At 45.1% G+C, this 26,430-nt stretch carries 22 protein-coding genes, 1 pseudogene and 1 riboswitch; of the genes and pseudogenes, 13 read left to right on the forward strand and 10 right to left on the reverse strand.

The annotated features are described in order from the left end of the window. Positions 1–41 precede the first annotated feature (41 nt). The 4 genes and pseudogenes from HFE01_RS01805 (at position 42) to HFE01_RS01820 (ending at position 3,380) form a co-directional block, all read left to right on the forward strand. Positions 42–665, forward strand: coding sequence for a LysE family translocator (locus tag HFE01_RS01805; protein ID WP_113050688.1), 624 nt, complete (start codon positions 42–44; stop codon positions 663–665). Positions 666–729: 64 nt separating this feature from the next. After that, a pseudogene (locus HFE01_RS01810) lies at positions 730–804 on the forward strand (phage terminase small subunit-related protein); the annotation flags it as partial. Between the two features lie 268 nt (positions 805–1,072). Further along, the gene (locus HFE01_RS01815) at positions 1,073–1,954 is read left to right on the forward strand and encodes an AraC family transcriptional regulator (RefSeq protein WP_113050689.1); all 882 of its coding nucleotides are present in this window, start codon (positions 1,073–1,075) and stop codon (positions 1,952–1,954) included. Between the two features lie 100 nt (positions 1,955–2,054). Further along, the gene (locus HFE01_RS01820; RefSeq protein WP_113050690.1) at positions 2,055–3,380 is read left to right on the forward strand and encodes a prolyl oligopeptidase family serine peptidase; all 1,326 of its coding nucleotides are present in this window, start codon (positions 2,055–2,057) and stop codon (positions 3,378–3,380) included. Positions 3,381–3,581: 201 nt separating this feature from the next. Here HFE01_RS01820 and HFE01_RS01825 read toward each other — a convergent pair whose 3' ends face one another. Further along, on the reverse strand, positions 3,582–4,370 hold the full coding sequence (locus HFE01_RS01825) for a polysaccharide deacetylase family protein (protein ID WP_117288603.1): 789 nt from the start codon (positions 4,368–4,370) through the stop codon (positions 3,582–3,584). Between the two features lie 366 nt (positions 4,371–4,736). Between HFE01_RS01825 and HFE01_RS01830 the strand changes: the two genes are divergently transcribed. After that, positions 4,737–5,111: a hypothetical protein gene (locus HFE01_RS01830; RefSeq protein ID WP_019686539.1), complete on the forward strand. Its 375-nt coding sequence runs from the start codon at positions 4,737–4,739 to the stop codon at positions 5,109–5,111. A gap of 117 nt (positions 5,112–5,228) precedes the next feature. Here the strand turns inward: HFE01_RS01830 and HFE01_RS01835 are convergent, their stop codons facing one another. Next, positions 5,229–5,549, reverse strand: coding sequence for a hypothetical protein (locus tag HFE01_RS01835; protein WP_019686540.1), 321 nt, complete (start codon positions 5,547–5,549; stop codon positions 5,229–5,231). Between the two features lie 193 nt (positions 5,550–5,742). On the opposite strand from HFE01_RS01835, the gene HFE01_RS01840 reads away from it, so the two are divergent. The 6 genes from HFE01_RS01840 (at position 5,743) to HFE01_RS01865 (ending at position 12,465) form a co-directional block, all read left to right on the forward strand. After that, the gene (locus HFE01_RS01840) at positions 5,743–6,708 is read left to right on the forward strand and encodes a carbohydrate ABC transporter permease (RefSeq protein ID WP_016821187.1); all 966 of its coding nucleotides are present in this window, start codon (positions 5,743–5,745) and stop codon (positions 6,706–6,708) included. Further along, positions 6,705–7,526: a carbohydrate ABC transporter permease gene (locus HFE01_RS01845; RefSeq protein ID WP_107734009.1), complete on the forward strand. Its 822-nt coding sequence runs from the start codon at positions 6,705–6,707 to the stop codon at positions 7,524–7,526. The genes HFE01_RS01840 and HFE01_RS01845 overlap by 4 nt, the downstream gene beginning before the upstream one ends. Positions 7,527–7,643: 117 nt before the next feature. Beyond that, positions 7,644–9,011 carry an ABC transporter substrate-binding protein gene (locus HFE01_RS01850; protein ID WP_167438766.1) on the forward strand — a complete coding sequence of 456 codons (1,368 nt, stop codon included), beginning with the start codon at positions 7,644–7,646 and terminating at the stop codon, positions 9,009–9,011. A 255-nt stretch (positions 9,012–9,266) separates the two neighbouring features. Beyond that, complete coding sequence (locus HFE01_RS01855) at positions 9,267–9,851, forward strand: TetR/AcrR family transcriptional regulator (RefSeq protein ID WP_016821184.1); 585 nt, start codon at positions 9,267–9,269, stop codon at positions 9,849–9,851. 24 nt (positions 9,852–9,875) lie between these two features. After that, positions 9,876–11,240, forward strand: coding sequence for an HlyD family secretion protein (locus HFE01_RS01860; RefSeq protein ID WP_167438765.1), 1,365 nt, complete (start codon positions 9,876–9,878; stop codon positions 11,238–11,240). Position 11,241: 1 nt separating this feature from the next. Beyond that, positions 11,242–12,465, forward strand: coding sequence for an ABC transporter permease (locus tag HFE01_RS01865; protein WP_167438764.1), 1,224 nt, complete (start codon positions 11,242–11,244; stop codon positions 12,463–12,465). 89 nt (positions 12,466–12,554) lie between these two features. Here HFE01_RS01865 and HFE01_RS01870 read toward each other — a convergent pair whose 3' ends face one another. Beyond that, positions 12,555–15,149 (reverse strand): glycine betaine ABC transporter substrate-binding protein, encoded by a 2,595-nt coding sequence (locus HFE01_RS01870; protein ID WP_167438763.1) that lies wholly within the window; start codon positions 15,147–15,149, stop codon positions 12,555–12,557. Continuing rightward, positions 15,124–16,347 carry a quaternary amine ABC transporter ATP-binding protein gene (locus HFE01_RS01875; protein WP_017426515.1) on the reverse strand — a complete coding sequence of 408 codons (1,224 nt, stop codon included), beginning with the start codon at positions 16,345–16,347 and terminating at the stop codon, positions 15,124–15,126. The genes HFE01_RS01870 and HFE01_RS01875 overlap by 26 nt, the downstream gene beginning before the upstream one ends. 514 nt (positions 16,348–16,861) lie before the next feature. On the opposite strand from HFE01_RS01875, the gene HFE01_RS01880 reads away from it, so the two are divergent. Further along, positions 16,862–17,425 carry a GbsR/MarR family transcriptional regulator gene (locus HFE01_RS01880; RefSeq protein WP_019686546.1) on the forward strand — a complete coding sequence of 188 codons (564 nt, stop codon included), beginning with the start codon at positions 16,862–16,864 and terminating at the stop codon, positions 17,423–17,425. Positions 17,426–17,577: 152 nt separating this feature from the next. Next, positions 17,578–19,059: a carboxylesterase/lipase family protein gene (locus HFE01_RS01885; protein ID WP_167438786.1), complete on the forward strand. Its 1,482-nt coding sequence runs from the start codon at positions 17,578–17,580 to the stop codon at positions 19,057–19,059. Between the two features lie 140 nt (positions 19,060–19,199). Here HFE01_RS01885 and HFE01_RS01890 read toward each other — a convergent pair whose 3' ends face one another. From HFE01_RS01890 to HFE01_RS01915, 6 genes are all read right to left on the reverse strand, one after another. Next, positions 19,200–21,230, reverse strand: coding sequence for a methyl-accepting chemotaxis protein (locus HFE01_RS01890; RefSeq protein WP_107734005.1), 2,031 nt, complete (start codon positions 21,228–21,230; stop codon positions 19,200–19,202). A gap of 226 nt (positions 21,231–21,456) precedes the next feature. After that, positions 21,457–22,404 carry a DMT family transporter gene (locus HFE01_RS01895; protein ID WP_107734004.1) on the reverse strand — a complete coding sequence of 316 codons (948 nt, stop codon included), beginning with the start codon at positions 22,402–22,404 and terminating at the stop codon, positions 21,457–21,459. Between the two features lie 171 nt (positions 22,405–22,575). Next, a riboswitch (FMN riboswitch) is annotated at positions 22,576–22,720 on the reverse strand. Positions 22,721–22,844: 124 nt separating this feature from the next. Beyond that, positions 22,845–23,537 (reverse strand): ABC transporter permease, encoded by a 693-nt coding sequence (locus tag HFE01_RS01900; protein WP_016821175.1) that lies wholly within the window; start codon positions 23,535–23,537, stop codon positions 22,845–22,847. Continuing rightward, positions 23,530–24,453: an ABC transporter ATP-binding protein gene (locus tag HFE01_RS01905; RefSeq protein ID WP_107734003.1), complete on the reverse strand. Its 924-nt coding sequence runs from the start codon at positions 24,451–24,453 to the stop codon at positions 23,530–23,532. Before HFE01_RS01905 ends, HFE01_RS01900 begins: the two co-directional genes overlap by 8 nt. Positions 24,454–24,555: 102 nt before the next feature. Continuing rightward, positions 24,556–25,500, reverse strand: a complete 945-nt coding sequence (locus tag HFE01_RS01910) for a sensor histidine kinase (RefSeq protein WP_107734002.1) — start codon at positions 25,498–25,500, stop codon at positions 24,556–24,558. A gap of 1 nt (position 25,501) precedes the next feature. Further along, positions 25,502–26,209 (reverse strand): response regulator transcription factor, encoded by a 708-nt coding sequence (locus HFE01_RS01915; protein WP_107734001.1) that lies wholly within the window; start codon positions 26,207–26,209, stop codon positions 25,502–25,504. Positions 26,210–26,430 lie beyond the last annotated feature (221 nt).

Below are 26,430 nucleotides of genomic sequence, written 5' to 3' on the forward strand. Positions count from 1 at the left end.
CGTTAGTATTGTGTATCTGAAATTTCATCTGGAGGCACATTATGAATGATATATTGGCATTTACGATACTGCTCATCTTTATTGTCATGTCACCAGGGATTGATTTTGCATTAATAACGAAAAGAACTCTCACTGATGGCAAGAAGGATGGTTTCAAAATTGCACTAGGTTTAACTAGCGGAGCTCTCGTTCATACATTGGCAGCCGCATTGGGGCTTTCTATCATATTAATGAAGTCGGCTGTAGCATTTGAGGTAGTCAAATATGCAGGGGCAGTTTACTTGATATATATGGGGCTGTCTTCCTTTATAAAAAAAGGAAAGAGTAATTTGGTTCAAGAGAAGCAAGAGAATTCTAGAAAATCAGCGTTTACACAAGGATTGGTTTCCAATGCACTCAATCCGAAGGTTGCTATTTTTTTTCTCACGTTCTTACCGCAATTTGTTCTACCGGGCTATAATCCCAGTTTGCAGTTTTTACTGATGGGCTCTCTTTATGCTCTACTTTCGATTATATGGTTTACTACAATCGTATTATTGTTAAGTTACATAAGAAGATGGTTAATGTCACCCAAAGTTCAAAATATGATCGATAAGGTCACGGGACTCGTGCTGATTGGTTTTGGTTTAAATATGATCTTCAAAGTTCAAAAAACAGGATCATAAATAAAGGAACGGGCTATGGAAGCTCGTTCTTTTTTGTTAGGGGAGACGACCAGAAAGAGATACCGAGCGGCATAAGGCAAAACAGATGTGGCTGGAGAGCTACGGGCATATGAAGCTAAAGGACATCGCCGCTAGTTGAGGGTTAGACGCCTTAAGTGAAAGCGTTGACATAAATTTCAAGCCTCTATATACTTAGCTTAGTTAATTGAAAATGAATAGCACTGGGATTGTTACTGTTACGCAGGCAAAACCTAAGGAACCAAATGCTAAGATCCAAGGATCTTATGTATTTGGTTATCTTAGGTTTTTTTGTTTATAGAGACAGGAAGGTTAAATATGGCGGTTTAGACAACCTGTCGAAGCCGTTTCTTCTATTATGATGTTCACATCTGAGAGGAGCGACAAACTTGGAATACAAATATGAGCTAGTCCAGGCAGACAATCATTTTCCATTAAAAATTATAGCTCATTCCTCCAATGAACCAGCATACATACCTAGGCATTGGCACGACAGCATCGAAATATCCTATGTACTCTCAGGAAGAATCGACAATATCTATATAGATGGCATGAATTATAGCTCCAAAGAAGGAGATATTGTGCTCATTAATTCGAATGCTATTCATTCCTTTTCTGTGGCTAAGGGCCAAGGTAGACAGGCTATAACCGTTCTGATTCCTTCAGGATTTATTCGAGAAAATATAAAGGATAGTAATCCCATTTTATTTGATTGTATATCCATTTTCGAAACCAACGAGCAGAGATTACAGCATTTTGAGGAGCTGCGTGATCTGTTAAACACATTATTTGTGGCTTACCTCAACCAGCACAATGACCCTTTAGTACATATTCACTTAACGTCCCTATCTTATAGATTGGTGTACCTTTTATTAATGCATTTTAAAATTGACAACGAATCGCTCCCTGGCTTTAACACGAATAAATATTTGGAGCGGCTGACATTGATAACTGATTATATCAAAGATAATTACGATCAGAGCCTATCCCTGGATTCCATCGCTCAGGTTTTTGGATTGTCTCCCGAATATTTGTCCCGTTTTTTTGTAAAGCATGTAGGGTTGACGCTCTTTCAATATATCAACGCCATCCGTCTGGAGAAATCTTTCCGTGTTCTTATGAATACAGACCATTCTATTATACAAATTGCGCTGGAACACGGATTTCCGAACGAGAAGTCTTTTGCCAGGGTATTTAAAAAGGTTTATCACGTGACGCCTCATCAATATCGTAAAAAGCACAAGAGGCTTTCTGAAGCAAGGAGTCAGTAATTGACCTGAATTAGGCTAATAAAAGGCAGGATGCAAATAAAAAAATCGTTAAAATTAATAATGTAAGCGTTTTATTATTGGATCTAGGAGGTAAGACATCATGTTTAAACAGTTTAAAAAGGTTGCTAAAACATCTATGTTATTCACTTTAGCTGTCAGTACGACCTTTGCTTTCAGCTCCGGTGCATGGGCCAAGGATGCCAAGATACAGCCCACCTCATACCGGACGGTTGCGGAGGTGAAGGATTGGGGAGCAGCCATTACGAAGATCATTGTTAACCTGGGTAAGCCGGTACCCAAAGATGCGATAACAAACGATATATTTAAGGTACATGTGGAAAGAAGCGACAATAGGTTGGTAAATTCCTTTATTGAAAAAGGTAACAGGAAGGTCACCAAGGCCTATGTATCGGACAAAAGCGGCAACCCTGTAAAGAAAACCGGAAGCTACGTTGTGCTGGAAATGGAAATCGGTCCGTCCTTAACATTGGGTTCCGCTATTCATTATGATGCAGGTTCCGGGTTTAACGGATGGAATGATAACAAATATACGATCACGCAGCAAAAGGCTATTAAAACCCAATCAGGAACAATTTCCGGATTGAAGATTGATACTTCCTCAGGTGAAATCCGGAAGCTTGTTGATCAGTTTACAACTGGCAAAGCTACATTTGATGGGGTTGCTTTAACTTACGCGAACTACGCACCAGCAAAAGACAAAGTGAAGAACCCTTTGGTGATCTGGCTGCATGGTATGGGAGAGGGAGGTACAGATCCGACGATTCCAATTTCGGGAAATAAGGCAGCGAATTTTGCTTCTAAGGATATTCAATCTTATTTTGGCGGGGCTTATGTGCTGGCACCTCAGACCCCAACCTACTGGATGGATGGTTTTACAGGCTTTGGAGACGGAACCTCAAAGTACGAGCAAGCACTGATGTCCTTAATTAAGGAATACGTGGCCCAAAACAAAGACATTGATACAGACCGAATCTATATTGGCGGAGACTCCAACGGTGGATACATGACTATGCTGCTGATCCGTGATTATAAAGACTATTTTGCAGCAGCTGTGGTAGCGTGTGAAGCTCTGAAGGATAGCCTTATCACCGATGAACAAATTAATGACATGAAGGACCTGCCGATCTGGTTTGTCGCCGCCAAAACCGACACCGTAGTTCCACCCAACGATTACATGATTCCGACCTATAACCGTTTGGTGAATGCGGGAGCAAAGGATATCCATATGTCGTTGTTTGATAATGTAGTGGATACTTCTGGTTTGTACAAGAAGAGCGACAAAACACCGTATGAATATAATGGTCACTGGTCCTGGATTTACGTGTATAACAATGAAGTATCAAAGCTGATTAACGGAAAGAAAACAACAATGATGCAATGGCTGGCCTCCAAAACATTGGACTGAGAAGTATAGCTATGTAAAATAAGATGCGGTACTCACTATTGAGGTTGCGATTTCTCCTCTCACGAGTTAAATAAACTTGTGAGAGGTCTCTTGTATTATCTAATTCCCATGTCGATCCTGCATATTTTTTGCATAGTCAACGGCGAGTCCACTTTAATTCTTCTTGAAATATTTGTGTTTAGTTCATGTTATTTTGCTCTTTCACTTATTTACCTCAATCAGCCCATCCGGCTTTTCTCGATTAGAGAGTAATTCAGATACAGTGACGAAGGAATAACCTCTTTTCTTGAGCTCAGGGAGAATAATCTTCAAGGCATCAACGGTTTGTGTACTGTGATGTACATAATCGTGCATGAGGACAATATCACCGTTACGGGCATTGCGAAGCACCTTATCAGCGATACGGTGTACACCGGGCTTTCGCCAATCTAGGGTGTCCTGATGCCAGGACCATAAAATAATTTTCAGTCCCTTCTCTTTGGATAGCTTGACCAGTGTATCGTTATAGGAGCCGCCTGGTGGTCTAAATAGATGGGTCCCTGCTCCAGTTGCCTGAACGATACTGGCCTGACCTTGATTCAATTCGGACAGAGCTTTATTGCGGGAAATATATTGAAAGGATGAATGAAGGAAGGTATGGTTGCCAACTTCATGTCCTTCCTCTCGTTCCCGTTTTACAAGGTGTGGCAGCTTTTCTACGCGGCTGCCGACGACAAAAAAGGTCGCTTTCGCATCATATTTCTGAAGTAAATCAAGAATGGCAGGCGTATTGCTTTCGTCCGGTCCGTCATCGAATGTGAGAGCGATAAGCTTACGATGGGTAGGAACTTCCCATACAATGTCGCCCCGTTCTTCGTAATAGGCTCTTCCCTTTGTAGGAGCGGGAGAGGCGTATGATGTGTCTTGTGCATTCGTATATGGAATGGGGCAAGGACTAATACTCAGCAAAGAAACAGCGATTCCAGCGCATAGCAAACGGTTATATTTCATCAGGCTTCTTCTCCGTTCTGACGTATTCTCACATTAGCTTGCCAAGAAGAAGCGTATACCATTCCTCATTTCTGAAATTCACATTACCAATCACCTAAATAAATCACCAAAATACTATCTAGTGTATAAGGTACAGATTGCTCATTTTTGCTCAATAACAGTGCTCGCTTGCTTGTTGATAACATCCTGTGCCCATGTTAAGTTGTACATATCCATCCTTGGTTTTAATGTGTAGTGGAGATCAGTCATTGTCCAGTTCTTATTCTGACGAAAAATGGAAGAGGTCGACGGGGCAAGCCGCAAAAGCTGATTTGAGGTCATGGAGCTGCGACTCGTTCCTGAACTTCGAACAGGAGATGAGACGGGATGAAAACAGATGAAAAAGAGCTACGAGCCATTAATCTGACGTTAGAAGCCGGCGAACACATCCGATCCTTTATTAGGTGTACGTATGATTTGCAGCAAAGCTCCGAGAAGATACCGCTTTGTGGAATGCTGGCAGTAACGTCCCAACGAATCATCTTTTATTCCTGCAATATGGGTATTCCTTGGATCAAATTCATTAATTATCACCATATTTCGCTGGCTAAGCTGGAAAAGGAATTGTCGGATACTAAGGGGAGCATCCTACTGATCAATCAGGGGGTAAATGAGGTGTTCTGCCACCTGCCGAATAAAGAACGTATAGAGCGTTTTATAGCTATACTAGAGCAGGAAGCAGGCATCTCCTGTGAGAACTAATGATTATAAGAACACAAATAAATAAAACCTCCAACTTCGTAATGTGCCAAGGGTAGGCTCCTTACGGATTTGGAGGTTTTTTTGTCTTTTAGTTAGACAGACTGCATGGATCGAGCGCTAGCTCAACAGGACTATAACCAACAAATTAAATAGCACCAGCGGCAGAATGACATTGTTGTAGGCATAGGAACGATCAGGGGTCGGGGTTCCTAAGGAGGATGAGTGATACTGCTGAGGCACTCTCAAATACAAATGATCCGCATCCATATGCGCAATCGTTCCTTCATACACCTGATGATCCATCGTTTGTACCCTAACCGTGTGGTTCATGTAGGGACTCAAGTGATAATGCAAATGATCGTGGACTTTTTTGAGTTCTTGTTGGAATTCCGGTCTAGCTTGATATAAAGTTTGCGGACTGACGGTGTTGTACGACATTCGCCTCTGACCTCCATACTCATATAATGATATATCGTATGCAGAAGCCTGTGCCCTTGTGCAAATACCCAAGTAAGACAGGTTTTACAAAGTGTCAAAACATTAACATTTTACTCCAGTTCACTTGATGTTCCCTTTACATCAAAACGATACACTTACTGAGGTTGGTTTGAAAAGAAAGGGGCGTTCCGTTTTGGGTGAACTTAACAAATCTTTGGGATTGGGGACGAGGAGCCAGCAACGGACATCGTCTAAAGCTCGCATACGCACGGGTTCGCTAAAAATTCAAAGACTGCGCGAAAACGCGCTGGCGTATACCTTTTTGGCTCCATCGCTTATTTTGTTTGCTGTATTTATGTTTTATCCGATGATAAAGTCCGTTTATCTCAGCTTGCATTCTACAGATCCCGCAGGAAACGTTGCAGATTATGTGGGGTTAGATAACTTTGCTATGCTGTTCAGCTCAGGTCAGTTTCTACAGGGGATTAAGGTCACGCTGCTTTTTGCACTATTGACGGTACCTGTGGGTATTTTACTGGCGCTGGTACTCGCTGCCCTTACACACAGTAAATTACGTGGAATGCGTATCTTCCAGTTTGCCTTCTCACTACCGATGGTGTTATCGGTGGGTTCATCTGCGGTCATTTGGAAATTCCTTTTCCATCCTACACTGGGGATGTTCAACTATGTGCTTTCCCTATTACATATCAATCCAGTTCCGTGGTTGACCAGCCCAGATTGGGCGTTGTTCTCCGTAGCCATAATGACCATCTGGATGAATCTTGGCTTCAATTACATTATCTTATCAAGCGGACTTCAAGGGATTCCAGATGACATGTACGAAAGTGCCAAAATGGACGGAGCCGGACCGTTGGTCACGTTCTGGCGTATCTCTATGCCGCTGCTATCACCGACGATCTTTTTTGTGACCGTAGTTTCCATCATTGGTGCCTTCCAGTCTTTCGCTCAAATTAATATCTTGACCAAAGGTGGTCCGGTGAACAGTACGAATGTATTTGTATATTCCATTTATCAGGAAGCTTTCGTTAATTTCCGGTTCGGAACAGGGAGTGCGCAGGCCATTGTCTTGTTTGCTGTCATTTTGCTGCTTACGATGATTCAGTTTAAGTGGGTGGAAAGAAAGGTGCATTACCAATGAAACAACACCTGAATTCAACATTATTGTATGTGCTGCTTACGATTGCAGCCGCTCTGATTTTGTACCCAGTTATTTATACATTTTTTATGGCGGTCATGTCACCGGAGGAAGCGAGCGCTTACCCACCAAGCTTTTTCCCGAATTCCCTTCATATGGCCAATTTTTCTGAAGTGTTTGAAATCGTTCCGATTGCAGCCTTTATCGGCAACACCTTTCTCATTTCGGGTCTGACAATGATCGGACAACTGATTACAGCCAGCTTGGCGGCCTATGCCTTTGCCAAAATGGAATTCAAGGGAAAAAATTTCATTTTTAGCATGTTTGTCGCGACGATGATGATCCCTTGGGAAGTTACTATTATTCCCAACTATCTGACGGTACGAAGCTGGAACTGGCTTGATACATATCAAGGGTTGACGGTTCCATTTCTGGCGACGGCGTTCGGAACGTTCCTGTTAAGACAATTTTTTCTCCAGCTTCCCAAGGAACTGTTCGAGGCTGCTCGTATGGATGGGTGCGGACATATCCGATATTTCCTGTTTCATGTGCTTCCGTTATCGCGCCCTGCGCTCGGAACACTGGCTGTGTATTCGTTCCTGAACATGTACAATTCATATCTCTGGCCTTTACTGGTCACAAATAGCGAGAATATGCGTACCGTACAGATCGGCATATCTATGCTGGAGTTTCAGGAATCGACTTCATGGAATCTGGTGTTTGCGGGTACGGCACTTGTCATTTTACCGTCTCTGCTCCTGCTGATCTTTGGATTAAAACAGCTGGTGCGTGGAATGGCAGCGGGTGCGCTTAAAGGCTAATTATAGAAGCAAAAGACAGCAACACCTGCGCAAGCAGCCTATATACAAAGCTTTAACACACAAGAGTACAAACATTTCATTCAAGAATCATTTAATCAAAGGGAGAGAAGAGAGATTATGAGATTTTTTCGTTTGAAAAGTGCTTTGACCCTGCTTATTCTGACTGCTATGGTGGTTGCAGCAGGCTGTAGCAACAATACAGCGGCGGAGAAGCCGAGTAATGGTAATGATACAGGGGCAGCAGCAACTTCACCTGTAAAGCTGACTTGGTGGCATTCAATGTCCGGCAACGGTGAAAAAGCGATCAAGCAGATTGCTGCTGACTTTAACGCTAGTCATAAGGACATTCAGGTAGAGCCAGTATATCAAGGTAAATATGATGACAGCTTGAACAAGCTGAAGGCGTCGCTTGGTTCTAATAGCGGACCGGACATCATTCAAGTATACGAAATCGGCAGTAAATTCATGATCGACTCCAAAATGATCACGCCTGTACAACAATTTATTGATGCGGATAAGTTCGATTTGTCGCAGCTTGAACCGAATATTACACGATACTACACGATTGATGGCAAGTTGAACGCCATGCCGTTCAATACGTCAAACCCGATTTTGTATTACAACAAGGATGCTTTCAAAGCCGCAGGACTTGACCCAGCTAATCCTCCGAAAACGTATGATGAATTCGAAAAAGCTGCCAAAGCCTTAAGTAAGGATGGTAAATCTGGTGCATCCATTGCCATTTACGGCTGGTTTATGGAGCAACTGTTTGCCAATCAGAACGCGGACTATGTGAATAATGGCAATGGACGCGAGCAAGCAGCTACGGAATCGTTGCTGAATTCGGATGCCGGTGTAAAAACGCTGACATGGTGGAAGAAAATGATCGATGAAAAGGTCGTATCCAATTTGGGACGTAACTCGGACGATACAGCGAAAGCCTTTTCCGCAGGACAAATTGCGATGACGCTGGATTCTACCGCTTCGCTGCGTAATATTGTGGAGCAGGTTGGCGATAAATTCGAAGTAGGCACAGGGTTTCTGCCAAGAGCCAATGAAGCAAAAGAAGGCGGCGTAGTTGTAGGCGGCGCGAGCTTATACATCATGAACAACAAACCTGAAGCCCAGCAAAAGGCAGCATGGGAGTTCATTAAATTCGTCGCCTCCCCAGCAGTACAGGCACAATGGAGTGTGAATACTGGGTACTTCCCAATCACGAAAGCGGCCTATGACGAGAAGGTACTCAAAGATAACATGGTAAAATATCCGCAATTCCAGACAGCTGTTGACCAATTGCATGCATCGGCACAATCTACTGCTACACAAGGCGCAGTGATGGGCGTATTCCCAGAAGCGCGTCAGATCGTCGAAGGTGCGATTGAGGCTGTTCTGAGTGGCCAGCAAGAGCCAAAACAGGCTCTGGATCAAGCTGCACAAGAAATTACAGGCAAAATCGCGCAATACAATCAAACGGTGAAGAAATAGCCGGCCCTCCCTTAAAATCGGCTGATAATTCGTAGATGTGCCTCCTTATTAGCCGATTTTATGAAATAACGGATCGAATGAGTGACCCCCTCACTTATTCGATCCGTTTTTGCATTTTTATTTTAGAATAATCGTTTAGACGAAGTGTCTAAAATGGTCATTTTTGCACATTTCCTATTGCTGGATAACTGAAAATGGGCTTATAATAAATACATAATTTTTGTACTGGACGGTCAGTTCAAAAAAGGAGGAAGCATGAAACAGCAAACGAAGGAAATTATTTTTAACGGCGCACTCAAGGCTTTTTCCGAACGAGGATTTAATGATACAAATATGGAGGAAATTGCTAAGGTATGTGGCATAGCTAAAGGAACCCTGTACTACAATTTTAAAAACAAGCAAGAATTGTACATTTACATTTTGAAGATGGGAATGGAACGTTTTGTCCAGGATATCCATGAAGCGATGGCTCAAATTCCTATGGATCAGGTAGAAGTGAGGGTTCGCAAGCTGATCCAAGTACATATTGAGTTCATTGGAAGAGAGCCGGATTTTTGCCGTCTACTGGTCAGTAAGGGGTGGGTCTCGCAGGAACAGCATTTTAATATTAGGCAGGTGCTGGCAGACTATTTTGATTTTATGGAGGCAGAGATTGATTCCGGCAAGTTCTATGGAAAAATTTCGAGTAAGCTGGATGCAAAAACGACTGCAAATTGTTTATTCGGCATTTACATTTTTACTCCAATGCGGTCGATGGTATGGGGCGAAACGATGAATCTGCAGGAAGTTCGCGAAAGTACCGAAGTATTTGTATGTAACGCGCTGGGTATGCAACATTAAATAGACAAGTGGAGTGATGAGAACATGAAAGCCAAAAAATATGCGATTTACATCATACTTATTATTTTAATCGCTGTAGGAATCTATGCTTTGACTGCTTTCCCACGAGGGAGCAGCAGCTTATCCGCAGATGAGTCTTCTTCTATCCCTACGGCTTATGTAGAATCCGATACGCTCAATGCCAGCTTTAAGATGGCGGGACGAATTGATCAGATGCTGGTGAATGAGGGCGACAAGGTAAAAAAAGGGCAGGTGATAGCCCATCTGGAAAGCCGTGAGCTGGAAGATAAGGTGAAGCAAGCACAGGCTGCTTTGCTGGCAGCCAAGAGCAATGTGTCCAAAGCGAAAGCCAGCGTATTGCAGGCTCAAGCAGGCGTAGGCCAGGCACAGGCTACCGTGAGCGCCGCTCAGGCCAAGAAGAGCCAAGGTACGACAGCGGTCAGTGTGACTGCTGAGGCTTCCTCCAGCCAGATAGAACAGGCCCAAGCGGCTGCGAACGCCGCCAAAGCGAAATTGGATGCCCTCAAGAGCGGGGCAAGACCGCAGGAGATTGAGCAATTGCAAGCATCTGTGAAGGTAGCGAAGGAAACGCTGGATCTGACTGTTAAAAATCTGGAGCGTGCCAAAAAGCTTCAAGAAGCCGGTGCAGCAACTCAGGCCTCACTGGATCAAGCGACATTGGAACATCAACAGGCAGTGGCCAAGTATAATGCTGAGTCGCAAAAATTGGATATGGCGCGGGAGGGAAGCCGTAAGGAGGAAATTACGGCGGCTGAAGCCCAATACCGTCAAGCCTTGGCTGCAGTGAAGGAAGCACAGGCAGGAGCGGGCAAAGTGGCTGTGCAACAGGAAGATGTCAAAGCTGCTCAGGCTTCGGTAGAGCAAGCGCAATCCGCTGTGAAGGCGGCGCAATCGACGGTAGAGCAGGCACAATCTGCGGTTGAAGGTGCCAATGCACAGGTAGCCCAAGCGGAAGCTGCACTTCAGGAGGCTCAGACCTATTTGGGCTATACTACGCTGCGTGCGCCTGAGGATGGGGTCGTAAAATCCAAGTCGCTTAGCTTTGGTGAGATGGCTAGCGCAGGATTTCCTGTCTATACTATTGAAACATCCACACAGCGTTGGGCTAAATTCTATGTACCGGAAACGTCTCTGAACGGTCTTCAAGCAGGGGATACAGTTCAAGTTAAATTACTGTCAGGCGGTAAGGAGCTGAAGGGCAAAGTCATTCTGTTAGAATCGGCTGCGGACTTTGCCATTCAAAAACCGAGCCAAAGCTCAGGTGATAAGGATGTCCGTTCCTTTGGTGTGAAGGTAGCATTACCGGATCTTGCGGCTTCCGTTCCAACAGGCTCCACGGTTCTGTTTACAGGCAAAGGGGCGCAGTAATATGCAGGGTTCACAGGAAAGACTTCGTATCCGCGATGTGTTTCGCGAGGAATGGCTGAGTATCTTCCGGGACCGCCGCTTTATGGCTATTCTGCTGATTACGCCAATTGTGTATACAATACTGTTCGGCTTCCTGTATTCGCATCAGCGGATTACCGAGATGCCTGTTACGGTGTATGACGGAGATAACTCGCAGCTTAGTCGCCAAATCATTCAGGCGTTCGACGCGACTGATTCATTTGCCGTTACACGGCAGGTGACCAATCAGGATGATGTAGTCCGCCAGGTGGAGACTGGGGAAGCCAAGGTCGGAATTGTCATTCCAGATAACTTTACCACTCGGCTTAAGCATGGGGAAAATCCACCTGTGCTTACGCTGATTGACGGCAGTAATATGATGTATTCCAATAGTGCCAGTCGGATTGCCAATCAGGTCATTAGTAGCGTGAGTGCCGGAGTATCGCTCAATTCCATGAAGCAAAAGGGAATGAACGCCGATCAGGCCGCTTCGACGCTGACTACCATCCCGTTCCGATCCAGAGTGCTATTTAACCCGGTATATGATTATAAGCTTTTCATGCCGTTGGGGGTTATTTCTGCGGCTCTCCAGCAGTGTTTGCTGCTAGGTATTGCGTTGTCTTGCACGCGTGATAAGGAAGCTGGGACTTGGGGAAGATTTGGCGCATGGAAAAACACCCCTTGGCGCTTGGCTATTGCCAAGCTATCACCCTATTATGCAGCGGGAGCTTTTAATGTGCTGACTGTATTCAGTATTAGCGCTTTATGCTTCGATATTCCGTTTAGGGGACAGATACTGCCATTGATTTTGGTTTCGCTGGTCTTTAACTTTGCTTTGTGTGGATTAGGGTTCCTGTTCAGTCTCTTTTCCAAGACCAGAGTGGATGCAACACAAACTCTGATGCTCATTGCTGTTCCTTCCTTTATGCTGTCAGGTTATACGTGGCCATTAGAAGCAATGCCCGGCTTCTTGCGAGGGCTTGCTGAAATATTGCCGCTGACGTATTATCTGGATGCAGTACGGAACATTACGCTCAAGGGTCTGGATATCACATACATCTTTAAGGATTTGATTGCTCTGGGCGTCATTGGTTGTGTGAGTCTGCTGGTGGCCTTCGTGATCTATCCGTTATTCTTTAGACAACATCAGACGACAGCACAGCATGCCGATGTGCCCGCTCAAGAAGGGTTCACACTTAAAGGCTGAGAGCAATTATAAATATGGATATTCAAAAGGCAGATCAGATGTAACCCTGATCTGCCTTTTATTTATTAGTATGGTTTAAAAGTGAAGTATTATTGCGTTTTGAGATCCTCAATAGAATCAATGGGTACATAGGATGGAACGACAAGTCCGGACATAACGCCAGTCATGCTGGTTCCGATGTCATCTACTTTATCCTTGTATTGAGCCCAATAATCAGCATGCGTCAATGGAAGCCAAGCGGCTGCGGTAGCATCTACACTTCCGCCAGCCACGCCTGTCCACATTGGGCCGATCTCCACTTGCAGCGCGGTTACTTTATAGCCCAATTTTTGTTCTAATACATATTTCAATACGTTCGTACTGGCAATTTCCGAATCCCAAGCAGCGTAGCTCAGCTTCAAAGGATTGCTATTGACGGGCTGCAAGCCCTTGATCCATTCCTGTACTTTATCAGGATGCTTATCAGCCCAGTTCTTGGCAGCCTGCTGTGGGGGAGTACCATCTTGAATTGCGATCATCACTTCACCCATATCTTCAGCAGTCCACTTGAAACGGCTTAGAAATGCATAAGCCACAGGAGCATCCTGTTTCAACCCTTTGCGGGCAATGGTATGAATTTCTTCTTTATCACCATAAGCCTTTTTAGGATCTTTTAAGTATTTCAAATCATACTTGTTAAACATCCAGTGAGGAGTCCAACCGGTTACAACGATAGGCTGCTTGGCTTTGATAGCTTTATCCAGTGTAGCGGTCATTGCAGCTCCAGAGCTTTCAAGCAGTTTCCAGTCGGACAATCCATAGTCACTGATAGCTTTTGCAGTCAGCTTCATCAGTCCGGCACCAGGGTCGGTACCGACAATGCGGTAGCCGACCTCCTTGCCAAAGTCCCCAGTAGCGGCGGAGGCTGGAGCCGCTTCGGCTCCGTTTCCCTGCAATTCAGTAATTGATTTAACATTCATGTAAGCTGGAACGACCAACCCGGTTTTAACACCAGTCATATTTGCACCTAGGTCGTCGAGTTTATCTTTGTATTTAGCCCAGTAATCCGCATGCGTTAACGGCAGCCATGCAGCCGGTGAGGCATCTACATCGCCACTAGCGACACCCGTCCACATAGGACCTGCTTCAACTTGCAGTGCGGTTACTTTGTAACCCAGTTTGTTTTCCATAATATATTTCAGCAAATTCGTACTCGCAATTTCCGAATCCCAAGCTACATAGCTTAGCTTGAAGGTGTCGCCATTGACAGTTTGCAGTCCTTGAGTCCATTCCTGAACCTTGTCGGCATGTTTCTCTGCCCAATCCTTAGCAGCTTGCTCAGGGCTGGTCCCTTCTTGGATAGCAACCATCATTTCACCCATATCTTCAGCAGTCCATTTGAAACGTTTTAGAAACTCATAAGCAGTAGGAGCGTCCTGCTGCAAACCTTTGCGGGCAATCGTATGAATACCCTCGGCTTCACCATAAGACTTTTTAGGGTCTTCCAAATATTTGAGATCATACTTGTTGAACATCCAGTGAGGAGTCCAACCGGTAATAATGATCGGTTTTTTCGCTTTGATGGCTTTGTCCAATGTGGCCGTCATGGCTGCACCGGAACCCTCGACTAGCTTCCAATCAGACAAATTGTAGTCTTGAATTGCTTTAGCCGTCGACTTCATAATGCCTGCCCCGGCATCAATACCAATAATTTTATAATCAACCTCTGCGCCAATCGGATTGGCAGCAGCACTACCTTTACCAGCAGCGGAATGATCTGTTCCAACAAAATATTGAGATGCGCCAGCGATCAGAATAACCGCTGTAACTGCAGAGGTGATCCATACTTTTTGCTTGCTGGATACACGACTTTTGCTTTTTTTTGTCGGTTTGAACAGGTTTTGTGTAAAGCGGTCAAGTACAATAGCCAGAACGACCACAGCCAAGCCGGCTTCAAAGCCTTTACCAATTTGCAGCTGGGTCACAGCACGATACACAACCGCACCGATACCTTCCGCACCGATCATGGAAGCAATAACAACCATGGACAGTGACAGCATAATCGTCTGATTAATACCAGCCATTAAGGTAGGCAATGCCAGTGGCAGCTGTACTTTAAACAGCTTTTGCGCCGATGTTGAACCAAAAGCATCAGAGGCTTCAATCAGCTCATCCGATACTTGCATAATCCCCAGGTTGGTCATGCGAATGGTTGGGGGAATCGCAAAGATTACAGAGGCGATAACACCTGGTACAACACCCAAGCTGAAAAAGGTAACCGCCGGGAGCAAGTACACGAACGCAGGCATCGTCTGCATAAAATCAAGTAAAGGCGTGATAATGCGTGATGCTGACTTACTGTATGCACACCAGATTCCGATCGGAATCCCGATAACAATGGATACAAGCGCAGACGTGATGACCAGTCCGAGCGTGTTCATCGTTTCACTCCAATAGCCGAGATTATCAATCAGCAGGAAGCCGATGACAGTGAACAGTGTAAGCTGCACCCGCCCGATCATAAAGGCGATAATCCCGATGATCACGATGAACACCAGAGGGTGCGGAAGCATGAACAAGCCAGAGAAAAAGCCTACTACCGCTTCAATTACCGAAGAAATAACATTAAACAATCCAGCCAGATGAATACCCATCCAGTCTACAATGGATTGAATCCACTCAGCGATTGGCAGTTTCGGTATCATGGGCATTCACCTCCTTTGTAGTAGGTACATCTCCACTTAGTGCACCCAATAAAGCTCCACGGACGATAACGCCCAGCAATTTCTGCTTGTCATCGACGACAGCCAGTGGCACCTTGGACGAGCTTGTAATTTCAAACAAATCATTAATAACAGTTTCAGCAGGAACCTGCGGTCCGTCCGTGATCAAAATATCTTCAATCTTCAAATTGTTGCGCAGTGCATGGACAGCATCCTCGGCATTAATAACACCCAGTAGCTTTTTGGTGCGGTCAATGACGAATAGATTGGAAATCCCACGCTCCCGCATCAATTCCAGAGCTACACGCGGACCGCGGTCCATAGTGATGGTTTCTGGACGAAGCATGACATGAGCAGCCGTCAACACTTTGGACAGATCCACATCCTCGACGAAGCGGGCTACATAAGAGTTAGCTGGTTGGATCATAATTTCTTCCGGTGTACCAATTTGTACGACCACTCCGTCCCGCATCAATGCAATCCGGTCACCAATCCGCAGCGCTTCATCCAGATCATGGGTGATAAAGACAATCGTTTTCTTCATTTTATCTTGAAGCTCCAGCAGCTCATCTTGCATGTCACGGCGAATGAGAGGGTCCAATGCGCTGAATGCTTCATCCATCAGGAGAACTTCAGGGTCATTCGCCAGTGCCCGTGCCAGCCCGACACGCTGCTGCATACCGCCACTCAGCTCATCGGGCATTTTATCGCCCCAGTTTTTAAGACCAACCAGTTCCAGCGCTGTTTGTGCCTTTTCCTGGCGTTGTGCTTTATCTACCTTTTGAATTTCAAGACCGTATTCTACATTTTCCAATACAGTCCGATGTGGGAACAGGGCGAACTTTTGAAAAACCATGCTGATGGTTTTACGACGAACCTCGCGGAGTTGTTCTTTGTTCATCTTACGGAGATCTTTGCCGTGGACCAGAATTTCACCGGAGGTAGGCTCAATCAAGCGATTTAGCATTCGCACCAAAGTGGACTTGCCGCTACCTGATAACCCCATAATTACGAAAATTTCACCTTGCTTAATTTGCATGTTGGCCTTGTTAACACCAACAGTAATCTGTTTTTCTTTGGCCAGCTTTTCTTTGCCCCAGCCTTGCTCCAGGAGCGGAACACCTTGCTCTGCGTGAGGACCAAAGAGTTTGCTGACATTTTTGACTTCCAAAATCGTCATACATACACCTCTTCTTTCTATACTTTGCTTGGTATTAACCCCATGTTGCATGATGGATTGAGTATAAAAATCATAATTCTGTACATCCTGAACGGTTAATGACAAAATTAATTGTAACAGAAGCATCACTTACATTTCAAACAAAAAAACTGTTCGTAAAGTACATACAGAAAAAACTGTACAAACTTTCCTTTGATATGCTCCTTCGTTCTTTAGAATGCTCAAACATTCGGAACTTTACAACCGATAGTGCTTTTTTTAAAATAGACAATGAAATATGACCATAACAAAAAGATTTATGTATATCCATAATTTTAAAAGTTTACTATCATTAGCAATTTTGCGAATTATGATTTTGAACGATCATGCTGTTGTAATATAGACAGAAGCTTTGCTTTTGAAACATTTCATTCAGTATTGAAAGATTTCATATATTGCGTCAAAGCTAATCCTTTACGGGTAAGTCGTTCATACTAGGTTGTGCAAAATGCTCTAAAATTAGGAGGTTGCAAGCATGAGCTTGTACCAGTTAGGTGATGAGCAGCAGGCGTCGCTGCAAAAAATTCGCAAACGTGTCATAGAAGCTATAGGTAAAAACATGGACCTATATGGGATCACTCTGTCTGCGGGGCATTTGTACGGTTTGCTTTTTTTTGCGGATAAACCGATGACGCTGGACGAGATGGGCCGTGAAATGGAAATGAGCAAAACGAGCATGAGTACAGGAGTTCGAACGTTGTTGGATCTGAAAATGGTGAACAAGGTATGGAGCAAAGGCTCACGCAAGGACTTGTATGAAGTCGAGTATGACTGGTATCAAACCTTTACTGACTTCTTCGCTATTAAATGGAGAAAAGCAGTAGAAACAAATTTACTCGTACTGCGCAAAGCCATTGAGGAACTGGACAAATTGATGGCACAGGGTGAAGAATACGAGGAATTTAAGACCATTCTTCAGCAAGACCGTATGAAAATGAAGCAGGCCGTGGCTTATTACAAGTGGCTAGACCGATTGATTGATTCGATGGAAAGCGAAGAAATTTACAAGCTGATTCCGAAAGAAGAGGTTCGGGATTAAGCAAGATCCACTCATTCTGTCTACAAAATGCCGGAGCGCAAAAGCGCTTCCGGTATTTTTTGGTTTGGTCCTGCGCAAAGGGTATAATAGAGATATGTAAAGATTGATAGTATACCGTTATGTTGAACATACAAAATAAAGGAGGGTTCATGATGGAGAGTAATACAGTACATACTCGTCTAGGTCAATTACGTGGAGAAACGGGGAATGGATATCATGTGTGGAAAGGTATTCCATATGCGCAGCCTCCTGTTGGAAAACTTCGTTTTCACGGACCACAGCCTTTGGAGCCTTGGGAGGGTGTACGGGCTGCGACGAGTTTCGGACCCATTTGTCCGCAACCCATGCCCTCCGCTGAAAGTATGACCGGAAATCTGGTGGAACCGCCGGAGCAGTCCGAGGATTGCTTGTATCTGAACATTTGGACACCGGCTTCGAAGGCTCCTGAGAAGGGACGTCCGGTGCTGGTGTGGATTCACGGCGGTGCCTTTGTCACCGGGTCTGGGATTATACCTTTATATGACGGGGAGCGCATGGCGAAGAATGGCAATGTTGTTGTAGTTACGATCAATTATCGGTTAGGACCGTTAGGATTTTTGCATTTGACTCCAAAGGGAAATGGGCTGACCTCAAATGCCGGACTGTTGGATCAAATCGCTGCGCTGCAATGGGTTCGGGATCATATTTCTGCCTTTGGCGGCAACCCGGACGAAGTAACGGTGTTCGGTGAATCGGCAGGCGCGATGAGTATTGCCGCTCTATTGGCGATGCCAGCCGCTGAGGGGCTGTTCCAGCGTGCAATTTTGCAAAGTGGAGCATCGCAGGTGTTGCCAGCTGCACAGGCTGAGCAAGTGGCGGCTGTGTATTTGCAGCAACTGGGTGTGGACACTCAGCATCCTGAGCGATTGTTTACGCTGCCGACAGATGCGTTGATGCTCGCTATGGCCAAAACACATGAAGTCATCGGACCAGGAATGGCGATGATTTATCAACCCGTTGTAGACGGGGTGACCTTGCCGGATCTACCCCTGTCGGCAATCGCCCAAGGTTCAGCAAAACAGGTATCTGTTATGATTGGAACGAACTTGCATGAAGGGAACTATTTCATCCGCAAAGAATCCCATCTAATGAACAAGCCAACAGCATGTCAGGCATTGGAAATGATGACAGGCATGTCCGACATTGGCGACCTGATAGAACCTTTTCCAGTTACTATTGAGGGACAGGCACAAATGTTGACCGATCTCATTTTTTGGCGTCCGGCGTTGGCTCTTGCCGCTGCACAGTCGGTGTATGCATCGGTATGGATGTACCGTTTTGATTGGACACTGCCGGGCCATCCTACCTTTGGACAAGCGGTTCACGGTGCAGAAATTGCTTTTGTTTTCGATAATCTGAAGCTGCTGGGTAAACTGGGATTAGAGATTCAACCTTCCATGGAGAAGCTTGCTCATGATATGCAGCAGGCATGGGTTGCTTTTGCACGTGATGGGGAGCCTATGCTACCTGAGCGAGCATGGCCGATGTACGACAGGCAACAGCGAGCTACAGCCATTTTTCATCAGGATATTATGGTGGAACATGATCCAGAAGGGGATAGACGCCGCCAGCTAACGGGGCAGATGAGCATATAGGTAAGTACGAGGCATCGTCTAAAGGAATCAACGAAAAAGCCTTCGCCCGTATTTTGTATGCGGGCGAAGGCTTTTGTTAGTAAACAGATACAGTACTGCTGAGCTTTCGTTGGTGAAAATTTCAATAATAGCTGTGGAAGCTAAATCTTAAATCGCTTAACAAGCTCTTGCAGATCCTGTGCCATGTTGGACAACTCCTGTGAGGAAGAGGCGATTTCCTCCATGGCTGCCATTTGCTCTTGAGCGGCAGCAGAGGTTGTCTGCGAACTGTCTGCCGAATTGCGGGATAGGCTTGCCAAATGGGTGACAGTGGCGGAAACTTCCTCTGTACTGGCAGAGATTTGTTCAGCAGCAGCGGACACACTTTGAATTTGTTCCACGATATGAGAAGTAGAGCGTTCAATATTCGTAAAAGCACCTTCTGCATCTTGGCTGATTCGTAATCCTTCACCTACCTGATTACGAACATTACCGTTCATCGTAGCGGTAGAGCGTTGAATCAAATCGAGCATCTGCGTAATGATCTGACTGATGGAATCGGCGCTTGCCTTGGACTGTTCCGACAGCTTGCGTACCTCTACAGCGACTACGGCAAATCCACGTCCAGCTTCGCCTGCTCTGGAGGCTTCAATAGATGCATTCAGGGACAATAAGTTAGTTTGCTTGGCAATGGCAGCTATAGCTGCGTTCATTTGCTTCGCATCGTCCGAGAGCTGGGATAGCTCATCCATCAGGCTAGCCGTTTGGCTTACAGCTTCCAAAATGCGGTCCATTTGTGTCCGCACATGGCTGATCATTTGACTGCCTTGAGCTACGTCCTGCTCGGTTTGTCCTGCTGAATCCACGATGGAGCTTGCCGATTCGGCAATCGTGCTGACACCCTTCGCCATTTCTTCAACAGCATTGGCGGTTTGCTCGGATGCCTCGGCGCTGGTCACTGCATTTTCCGCGGATTCCATAACTGTTTCCGCTACGTGTTGTACGGACTCCGTCGTTTGCTCTGTGCTCTCCTTGATTATCAGAGAAGAGGAAGCAAGACGGGAGGAGGTTTGGTTGACTTCGGAGACCATTGAATGCAAGGAATGCGTCATCTGGTCAAAATTCTGTGCCAGCTCGCCGAACTCGTCCTTTCTAGACAGATTAACACGTTCGGTCAGATTTCCATCACGGACGATCCGTGTTCCTGCTTGCAGCTTTTTGAGTGGGATCAGGAATGAGCGGACCATAAGCACTATGATGATCGCAGCGGCCAGTATGGAAATAACAATTACAATCAGGCTTTGCTTCAGAATCGGTTGGGCTGCATCACTGTAATCCTCCAGATCCGATAGTGCAACAATGTTCCAGCCAGTGAGAGGGTCCTTAAGTGTAAAGGCCAGTACGTCCCGATTCATAAATTGAATTTGCGACACGGAAGGAGTATCATTTTCACCGGTTGCCGCCACTTCGGGAAGGCCCTCCATGGTGTCAGCCGGTTTTTTGCCTGTCTTGGTAAAGGCTGTTCCAGTCCCAGATACAATTTTATGATCAGAATCAACAATGATGAGTCCTCCGCGTTCGCCTATCTTAACAGACTGCAGACTGTCCCCCATCTTGTCCAGATTCAAAGCCAATGCAACAGCCCCTTCACCGTTCTTCAGCGTTGCCGATACATTAACTACTAGGTTCCCTGTCGTAACGCTGGCAACTGGAACACCGACAAATATGTTGCCCTTATGTAGCATCGCGTTTTTGTACCATTTTCTCTCCCTAGGATCATAATCAGCCTCCTTTTTTATCGGAGAACGGATATATTCTCCTTTCGCATTGCCGAGGAGCGCGGCATCTAACTCAGGATGAGCTTTGACGATGTCATCCAACTTTTTCTGAAGGGCTTCTTGATCGGAACCAATGGAGTCAGCCTGGATTTCACTGGTAAGAACGTCCACGTCCTTCATGATCGGGGATACATACTGATTGACATTGCTTTGGATCAGATACAGATTCGTGTATACGGAACTAGCCATTTGCTGACTGAGCTGTGTCGTGGCCCCCTGATAAGAAAAGTATCCAATAAGTACGCTTGGAATCAATAACACAGCCAAAAAAGATATTATTAATTTTGTCCTCATTAAATAAAACTGCTTGAGAAACCTGTTCCACCACGGAACTGTTTGTTTTGCTTTAGTCATCGTTTTTTCTCCTCTGTGTCAGATGATCACTACATAGTTTTATTCGACATAAATCGACTAATTTTATAGATGTAATCTTTAAAAACGAGGAATAGTACACTTTTTTTGAGAAAATAGGTCTTAGGAACTAATATTAATATGAATATGAATACATAAAAAGCCAAATCAGAGATGCAAAAGCATCTTCACGATTTGGCTTGGATGAGCATGAAAGAAGATTAAGCTATTAATTTTTCTGCTGACGAGAAATCATAAAGAGTGTAATCCAGATCAGCATAAAACCAGTCAATTGCGCTACGGTAACGATTTGCTGGAAAGCGATCCAGTTAATTACGACACCAACCATGGGGAAGCTCAATTCTGCCATCGTAGCATAAGAAGCTTTGGTTGTACTTAAGCCTTTGTAATACAGTAATAAACTCAGAAGACCCGGAAGCAATGCTTGCAGCAGCAAGTTGATCATTACAGCTGCGGCCGCCCATGTACCTGTAGGCATATTCCACGGAGCATGCTCCACCGAGGTGAGAACAATGAGCAGAGGGAGCGCCACCATGAAGCGGAGGGAGGTTACCGTCTCATATTTCATCGAACGAAGCAAGTAGCTACCCATAACGGTCGAACCGCCCCACAGAACCGCTGCACCTAGTGCGAGCAGACTACCAACGTGAACAAAATCATGAACATGCCCAAAGGGAAGCGACCAACCGAAGGTCAAAAGATACGTTCCGAACAGAGCGATGACAATTAATATTCCAAAATGACGCGGTAGCATTTCCTTCAATATAACGCGGGCCAGAATAATAGCAACCAAAGGCTGAAGCTTCTGGAGCAAAAGAACTGCATTCAGATCACCGTTGCTGAGTGCCATGGTGAAAATCACACTGGCCAGTGCCGAGCCGCCCCACGAGACGAACAAAATAGCGAAAACCTGACGAAATCGTATCGTTTTGAGCTCCTCGCGATGCTTCCACAGCATCGGCGTCAGAGCGATAAAGAGCAGCACATGCTCCATCAGTACGATTTGTGCTGAGGTAAATGACTTTAACAAAATAATACGAAACAACGGGTCTGCACCCCACAAGGCCGCTCCGATCGCGACTAGCCAAAAACCGCTTTTCATGTGGGAGCTACGATCAAAACCTTTGGATGATAGTACAGTTGATGATTGACTCATACTTATTTAGCTCCTTGCGAATACAGGACCGGTGGCACAAAAACCCCCGTCCATGGCGAAAGCCATGCAAGACGGGGGGTGATCAAATAAACTTGCCGTTTGATACAAGTTAAATGAAGTTACTGCAAAAACAATAGCGCAGCATTCATTCACTTTGCGGCATGTTCATACTTCGATCTTCTTCCATCCGGACTTTACCGTCGGCTTTGGCATCTCACCAAATCAGTCCGTATCCTGTTGCCAGATACAGAGTCGCGGGCTTAGCTCCATGAGCCATACCGCCGGTTGGGAATCTCACCCTACCCCGAAGATCCTTATTCCGTTTTTTAATTTCTCCTATAGGATATACCTGTTTTAGAATGAAGTCCAGTGAAAAATGTGTGTATATCTAACAAGGATTTTCATCTTTTTTTGAAAGCGTTCCACTAAAATCTATATTACTAAGCAATATCCTTATACTCAATGCGCCGAATTGCCGCATAAGCTACAATCATTCCCAGCACAGAGAAGCTGATTTGCACGGGGGCAATGGAGCTAAGTGTAGCGCCGTTATTATTGGAGAAAAGCAAGGCTACAACCAGAATCGAGGTCACAATAGTCGTGGGTACTGAGTATCTTCGCATTCCCATATACAGCGGAACCAATCCCATAAAACTGGCGGCCACGGCATTGATTAGCGTCCGCGCGGATTGTTCGGCCAGTATGGAAAGAGTAAGCTTATCCGGTACAATCATGACAAACTGGTTGAGCAAATGAATCGCAGCCGTAATGATGATTTCCGATATAACAACAGACAAGAACGTAAACAGCAGCACAATCAAGAGTTTGGCGATCATCAGCTTTTGACGATGAATCGGATACATGAACAAGATTGTAATCGATTTGGACTTAAATTCTCCTACGATAAAACGGCATAGCAGAACGGAGGCAAATACAATAAATGTGGCTCTCACCATATTGTCCATGAGATCAAGAAGCTGAGCGTACTGTGTAAATTCGGGTACTCCTTCATTTTGGCTATCCAGCGCAATAATACAGAGCAACCCCAAAATACAGGCGTTGGCGATCAGTGCTGAACGGATATAACCCGCCAGATGAAGCTTTTTCATCTCCAACTGTATTAATCTAAGCATGGGGCTCACCTCCATGTAACAGACGTAAAAAGTAGTCTTCCAGCGTACTGCTTTTCTGATGAATGGAATCGACTTCTACATCATTTAAAATGAGCGTTTTCGTAATTTGCTTCTGCGGTACACTCATATCGTAAATACGTATACTCTGTTCATTGAGTACCTTTATATTATTCAGACTCAGATGATGGGAGAGGACGTAGGCCGCTTTTTTACAATCGTTGGTCGTAAATTCGATGTATTCTGTATTGGTATCCCGTACCTGTTCCATCGAAACTTCCTCAATCAGCCGTCCGTGATTAATCACACCTATTGTATCCGCAATCTGCTCTATTTCCGCTAAAATATGACTGGATACGAGCAGCGTCATCCCATATTCCTTGCATAACATGTGGAATAACTGCCGAATTTCCTTAATTCCCACTGGGTCCAGACCATTAATTGGTTCATCCAAAATGAGTAGCTCTGGCTTGGTCGCAATGGCTCGGGCAATCCCGAGACGCTGCTTCATTCCTAGTGAAAAGTCTTTTACTGGCTTGTCACCCGCATTCCGCAAGTTCACTAATTCTAGCGCATCCCGGACAGCCTGTTTATTATAATAGCCCATGTATTCACAATGAAGTTCGAGATTTTGCTGAGCCGTCAGTCTATCATAAAAAATCGGGTATTCAATAATCGAACCTATCCGTCCGAGCAGATGATAAGACTGTGGCGTTAGCTTTTCACCGAACAGTTCAATCTCACCCGATGTCGGCTTGAGCAGGTTGGTAATCATTTTCATGATCGTTGTCTTGCCTGCCCCATTGGGACCGAGAAAGCCATAGGTTTCCCCCTTGCGCACATTCATACTGACCCCTGCTATAATTTCATTGCCCTTCATGGCTTTGGTCAGATGATGTGTACGTATTATGTAAGTCATGGGTGTTCTCCCTTCGTATACTGTTGATAATTCAAGAATACAGGGCGAAATGTTCATTTTTCTTTCGTAATCCTTACAAATTTATTAAGTTGAGCAGCTCGCTTAATAGTTGATCTTCTTCAAGGTAAAAGAGAAGACGGTCTGCTCATAAGGTTTGCTGGTCAATTGCATCTCTCCATTCATGCATTCAACCAGGCGCTTGGCAATCGTAAGACCCAGTCCACTGCCCTGTACCGCCTTATTACGGGAATCCTCAAGTGTGTACATGCGTTCAAAAACCTTATCCTGCTCCGGCTCCTGTATGCCTTTTCCACGATCCCACACTTCTATACGCACTGTATCCTGCTGTTCTGACAGCGTCAGGCCTAGCGTTCGACCCTCTGCCCCGTAGCGAATGGCATTTGAAATCAGATTGCTCAGCACCCGCCCAATGGCTCCTTCGTTCCCCAAGGCATAAATGGGATGCTCCGGAATGTCAATATGTACCGTAAAACCCTGAGCCGTCAGCAGATCATAAAACTCCAAAATGCTGCGTCTGCACAGTTCTCCTATCTCCAGTCGGGTCAGTGGAATATCCGTATCGTTGGCTTCCAGCTTCGCCAAACTAAAAAAACTTCCGATCAGCTCAATCGCTTCGCTTGTCTTTTGATGAATTCTGGATAGCAGCTTTATACGTTCTTCTGACGAAATATCTGGATCGCCATCCAGCATCTCGGCATATCCAAGCACAACGGTAAGCGGGGTCTTGAGGTCGTGGGAAATATTCGAAATCATTTTACGCATAGCGATTTGGCCTCGGTTGTAATCGGCTGATACTCTCAGATTTAAGTCTAGTAGTCGGTTAATTTCCGTCATGAGTCGTTGCAGTTCAACATCACCTGTGACATATAGCAGCTTTTCGGCATGATTCACGGTCACGATCCGCTCTAGGGCGGTTCGGATATCCTTTATTTTGCGCTTATGGGATACACGTTCCTGCCAAAGCCATATAATAACGACGGACATCATGAGGACGACAATCCATTCGAAAATGATTTCGATGCTCATATCAACCATTCTCCCATTTGTAGCCGATGCCCCACAGCGTCTTAATGTGGACAGGGTGGGAGGGATCTTCTTCAATTTTCTCACGCAGGCGACGAATATGGACATTAATCACATTCTCATCACCCATATAATCGTCTTTCCAAATAAATCCGTATAGTTGAGCTTTCGTAAATACCCGATTCGGGTTGGATGCAAACAGCTTCAGAATATCGGATTCTTTGGCTGTTAGCTGAATTTCATTTCCATCGCGTATGACTGTAAAATGATCAAAATCAATGCGCAAATTTCCATAGGTCAACACTTGTGCTTGCGGCTGTTCCTCCTGCTGTTGCAGACGGGCATAGGTAGTCGATCTGCGGATCGCGGACTGAATACGAGCCGTCATTTCGAGCATTGAGAAAGGTTTGGCAACATAATCATCTGCCCCGAAGCCCAGTCCAAGCGCTTTATCCACATCACTGTCCTTAGCCGACATAATCAAAATCGGCACGGCGCTGCGGGTACGAATTCGGCGGATTACCTCCATACCATCAACCTTTGGCATCATCAGATCCACGAGTACGAGGTCATAGTTATGCCGTTCAAAGGCAATAAGTCCTTCTTCTCCGTCATAGGCGGTGGTTAAATTGTATCCCTCCTTGGTGAGTGCTTTGAGCAGCATTTCAGCAATGGATAGATCGTCTTCAATAAGTAAAATATGCTGTGACATAGGTGTGGAACACCCCTAATTTTTAGATTAAGCTCGTGTGACGAACTGTACCTGAATTATATAGAGCGGTGAAGGGGATTTCCATAAAAAATATCCACTAAGAAAACGAAAATGCCCTGGATTGTCCCGAAGGAGCTACGTTCAGCAGTGTCAGGTAATTAATAATTCCCCTATCCTATACTGAAATAGTCTATAATCCGATGTTTGGAATACGGTGTTAT

The sequence above is a fragment of the Paenibacillus sp. EKM10P genome, from assembly GCF_011800655.1.
Taxonomy (GTDB): domain Bacteria; phylum Bacillota; class Bacilli; order Paenibacillales; family Paenibacillaceae; genus Paenibacillus; species Paenibacillus polymyxa.